We start from the raw sequence: 3378 nt of genomic DNA, 5'->3' as shown, positions 1-3378 counted from the left end.
CCGGTGGATGGTGCTGGTCGCCGACTTTGTCGGCCCGTCTGACTGGCATGTGATGAGTGACCTGAGCCTTGCTGACGGTGATGTTGAGAGGGTGTTGGAGGCCCATCAGCTGTCCAAACGTGGCATCCGCACGATCCGCGACCGGGTATGCCAGACCGCGCAAACCGTCCTCGCCGCCTTGGCGGCCGCAGACGCCGGACTCCCGCTGACGGGCTCGGTTGTGGTGTCGTGCGTGCCAGAGATCGGTGGGTTCCGACAGGTTGCGGGGATGATCGGCGATGACGCCGGCACGATCGCTGCCGCCTTGCACATCCATCCCGGATCGGCGAGGGCGCGGATCGCGACCGCGAAACGGTTGCTGATGATCGCCCGATCTGTCCTCGAGCAGGAAGTGACGGCATGATCAGCGCCGGCGCGGTGGCAGCGCACGCGGTGTCGCATCCCAAGGCGACACGGAACCTGCTGATCATCGCCGCCGTCATCGTCCTGATCGTCCCGGTCGCGCTCGTCGCGGTGCCGGTCAGCCTGGTGCTCGCGATGGGAGCCAACGGCTTCGGCGGCGGCGGAGGAGTGTGCGGTGGATCCGCACCTTCCGTTGAGGCCGGCCAGAACGTGGACGGGTACGGGTCGGATCAGTTGAAGATCGCGGCGACGATCACCACCGTCGGTCAGCAGATGAGCGTGCCCCCGCACGGGCAGGCGCTGGCGTTGATGGTCGCCATCGGGGAGTCTGGGCTGCGGAACCTCGATCACGGGGATGCCGTGGATAACACCACCATCGGTGTCTTCCAACAGGGCGCCGGTTACGGGACCGTTGCGGAGCGGATGGACCCAGCGACCGCGGCCGCCGCGTTCTATACACGGATGCTGCGCGTCCCAGATTGGCAGATAGTCGCGCCGACCCTGGTCGCCCACGCGGTCCAGATCAACGCCGACCCCAACCACTACGCCCCCTTCTGGGCGCCCGCCGAGCAGATCCTCGCTGCCCTGACGGGAGGAAGTCCGGGCACGTGCCAGGTGCCGGCGGACGCCCGCGCCGCCGCCGAAATCCTGGTCGGTGCGATCCAGGCGAAGAAGTTGAACTTCCTCGAGCCCCGCTACCAGCAGCAGGTCATCAACATGGCCGACGGCACCGCTACGCCGGAGTGCACGATCGACGCGCACATCCTCCAACTGATCGTCGTCGCCGTCCAAGCCTTCCAACAGGTCGGAGTCAGCGACCTGAACCGGCGCTGCACGGGCATGACCCCCGGAGCCGGCACCGCATCCGCGCACTGGAAGGGCAAAGCGGTCGACTTCTACGCGATCAACCGGCACTCGCTCACCGGCGCAGACGCTCTCTCGCTCCAGTTGATCCACGTGCTCGACCCCTACGCCCCGCCCGGGTCATCGGCCGGTCAAAGCGACTGCCGCGCCCGCGCCCACGTGTCGCTGGGACTCCTGGTCAACATCACCCGGGACTTTCCCGATACCTGCAACCACCAACACATTCAGGTCCCGTGACGAAACGAATCTCCGAACTGCGCGCCAAAACCTGGCCCGAACCGGAAGTTCCAAGTGAAGGGCACATGCGAAACCGAGGTGAACCACGATGAACAAGAAGCTGATCGCACTCGCGGCGCTCCTCCCGTCCCTGGCCCTCGTCGGCTGCGTCGGCACGGCGCCCGCCCGGGACCCGTCATTCACGACCGTCACGGCGGCCGACCCGACACCGACAGTAACGCCCGCGCAGGACGTCATTCCGGCTGCGTCGGGCATCGTCAGCAGCGTCTGGGTCGATGTCTACCCGGGTACCACCTTCAGGGCCGAACGCGGCTGCCGGTGCACCCTCCCGAAATCGCCCACGGAGCTCTTCCCCGCAGGAACCCCGGTCCTGCTGCTGAAGGTCACCCTGACCGGGAAGTGGATCCCCTCCCAGGGGAACCAGGACTTCCAGGACGTCACCGGCACCACCCTGAAAGGCACACAGTTCGACGGCCGCCCGGAACCGGCCGTTCTCGACACCGCAGACGGTACGGCTGCCGCCAAAACGGCGGGCCTGCCCTGGCTGCCCAGCGGGCTCTTCCACGGCCAGTCGAGGTGGAGGATCCCGAACGAGAAGAGCCGATCCTTCGCTGCTGCCTACTACGTCCCGCCGGGTGTCGATCAACTCGAACTGATCGTGAGGATCCCGTCGGAAGGCAAGGCCAACATCCTCACCGTCCCGCTTCCGGCCTCCGCGACCGGCGCGGCTAACGCCAGCGGGGAGTGAACGTCATGGACCTGATCTTCAACCTGCTTGGTCTGTTGGCCCTGACCTGCATCGCCCTGCTGGGCATCACCGCCTCCGGCTACCTCGCCGCCCGACGCATAGGCGAGGCCCAAGAACCCGAACCGTCGATCGATCCCACGGAAAGGAACCCAGAATCATGAACGCACTCAACGAAGCGCTCGTCATCGTCCACGCACGCATCATCACTGTGGCGGCTGTCCCGAACCCAAGCCCGGACTTCTCCGGCCCGGGCGTTGGAGCCCTGCGGGAAATCGCGGACGTGGTGTTTGCGATCGTGCTCATCCTCGGCGTGATCGGAGGGCTGATCGCCGGCGGGTTCATCGTCGTTGGCCACGTCTCGAGCAACGGCCGCGTGCAGAAGGCGGGCATTATTGGCGTGGTCAGCTGCGTCGCCGGCGTCGCCATCGCGGGGAGCATCGCCGGGCTGATCAACTGGGGCCAGTCGCTCCACGTGGCGTGACGATCATGCTCGCGATTGCTGCTGCCGCCCCGCCGGATCCGTTCTCCCCGAACTACGGCTGCTTCGTCGCCGACTTCGACTGCCAAGCCTCCCAGGCGCTGGCCCAGTTCATGGGCTCCACGATCAAGAACCTCGGCGACTTCACCGCCACCATGATCGCCGGGTCCTTCAATGCGAACATCGACCAGGGCAGCTGGAACATCGCCCACTCGCAGTTCCTGTTCTGGATCGCCGTCACCGCCCCGGTCATCCTGATCATCGCGCTAGTCCAGATCAGCATCGCGATGATCCTGCAGGACTGGTCCCGCATCGGCCGCACCGCTGCAGGCGCCGCCCTGGCCATCCCATTCTCGGCGATCTGCGTATGGGGGATGCAGAAGGCTTCCGGTATCACCGACGAGGTCACGCACACGCTCACTTCTGTGGTCCAAGGCGGCGATCTGAGCCAAGGCCTGCTCCGGGTCCTCGGCCTGTTCGACGCGCCGAAACAGATCCACGGCACGGTCATGAAGACGATGCAGTTCTCCCAGGACGGCGTCATCTGGGGCATGGCCACCCAAGGTGCGCAAGGACCCGGCGCGGTCGGCGAATACGTGATGGCGCTGATCACTGTGGCCCTGATGGCGATCGCGTCGCTGTTCCTGTT

At 66.2% G+C, this 3378-nt stretch carries 6 protein-coding genes; all 6 read left to right on the top strand.

Annotated elements, in window-relative coordinates; genetic code table 11:
* Positions 1–403, top strand: a 403-nt coding sequence (locus ACPYOG_RS18890) for a hypothetical protein (RefSeq protein ID WP_481295680.1), incomplete at its 5' end; no start/stop codon positions are given.
* A complete protein-coding gene (locus ACPYOG_RS18885) occupies positions 400–1503 on the top strand; it encodes a hypothetical protein (RefSeq protein WP_481295679.1) in 1104 nt (367 codons plus the stop codon). The genes ACPYOG_RS18890 and ACPYOG_RS18885, both read left to right, overlap by 4 nt.
* A gap of 88 nt (positions 1504–1591) precedes the next feature.
* Positions 1592–2251: a hypothetical protein gene (locus ACPYOG_RS18880; protein ID WP_481295678.1), complete on the top strand. Its 660-nt coding sequence runs from the start codon at positions 1592–1594 to the stop codon at positions 2249–2251.
* A 5-nt stretch (positions 2252–2256) separates the two neighbouring features.
* Positions 2257–2412, top strand: coding sequence for a hypothetical protein (locus tag ACPYOG_RS18875; RefSeq protein ID WP_481295677.1), 156 nt, complete (start codon positions 2257–2259; stop codon positions 2410–2412).
* Positions 2409–2732, top strand: a complete 324-nt coding sequence (locus ACPYOG_RS18870; RefSeq protein WP_481295676.1) for a hypothetical protein — start codon at positions 2409–2411, stop codon at positions 2730–2732. The genes ACPYOG_RS18875 and ACPYOG_RS18870 overlap by 4 nt, the downstream gene beginning before the upstream one ends.
* A gap of 5 nt (positions 2733–2737) precedes the next feature.
* A partial coding sequence (locus ACPYOG_RS18865) for a hypothetical protein (protein WP_481295675.1) occupies positions 2738–3378 on the top strand: 641 nt, incomplete at its 3' end.

This window comes from Leifsonia sp. HAY1-4F, assembly GCF_056755275.1.
The sequence above is the reverse complement of the archived record's forward strand: the minus strand, read 5'-3'. Positions and strand labels throughout refer to the sequence as shown.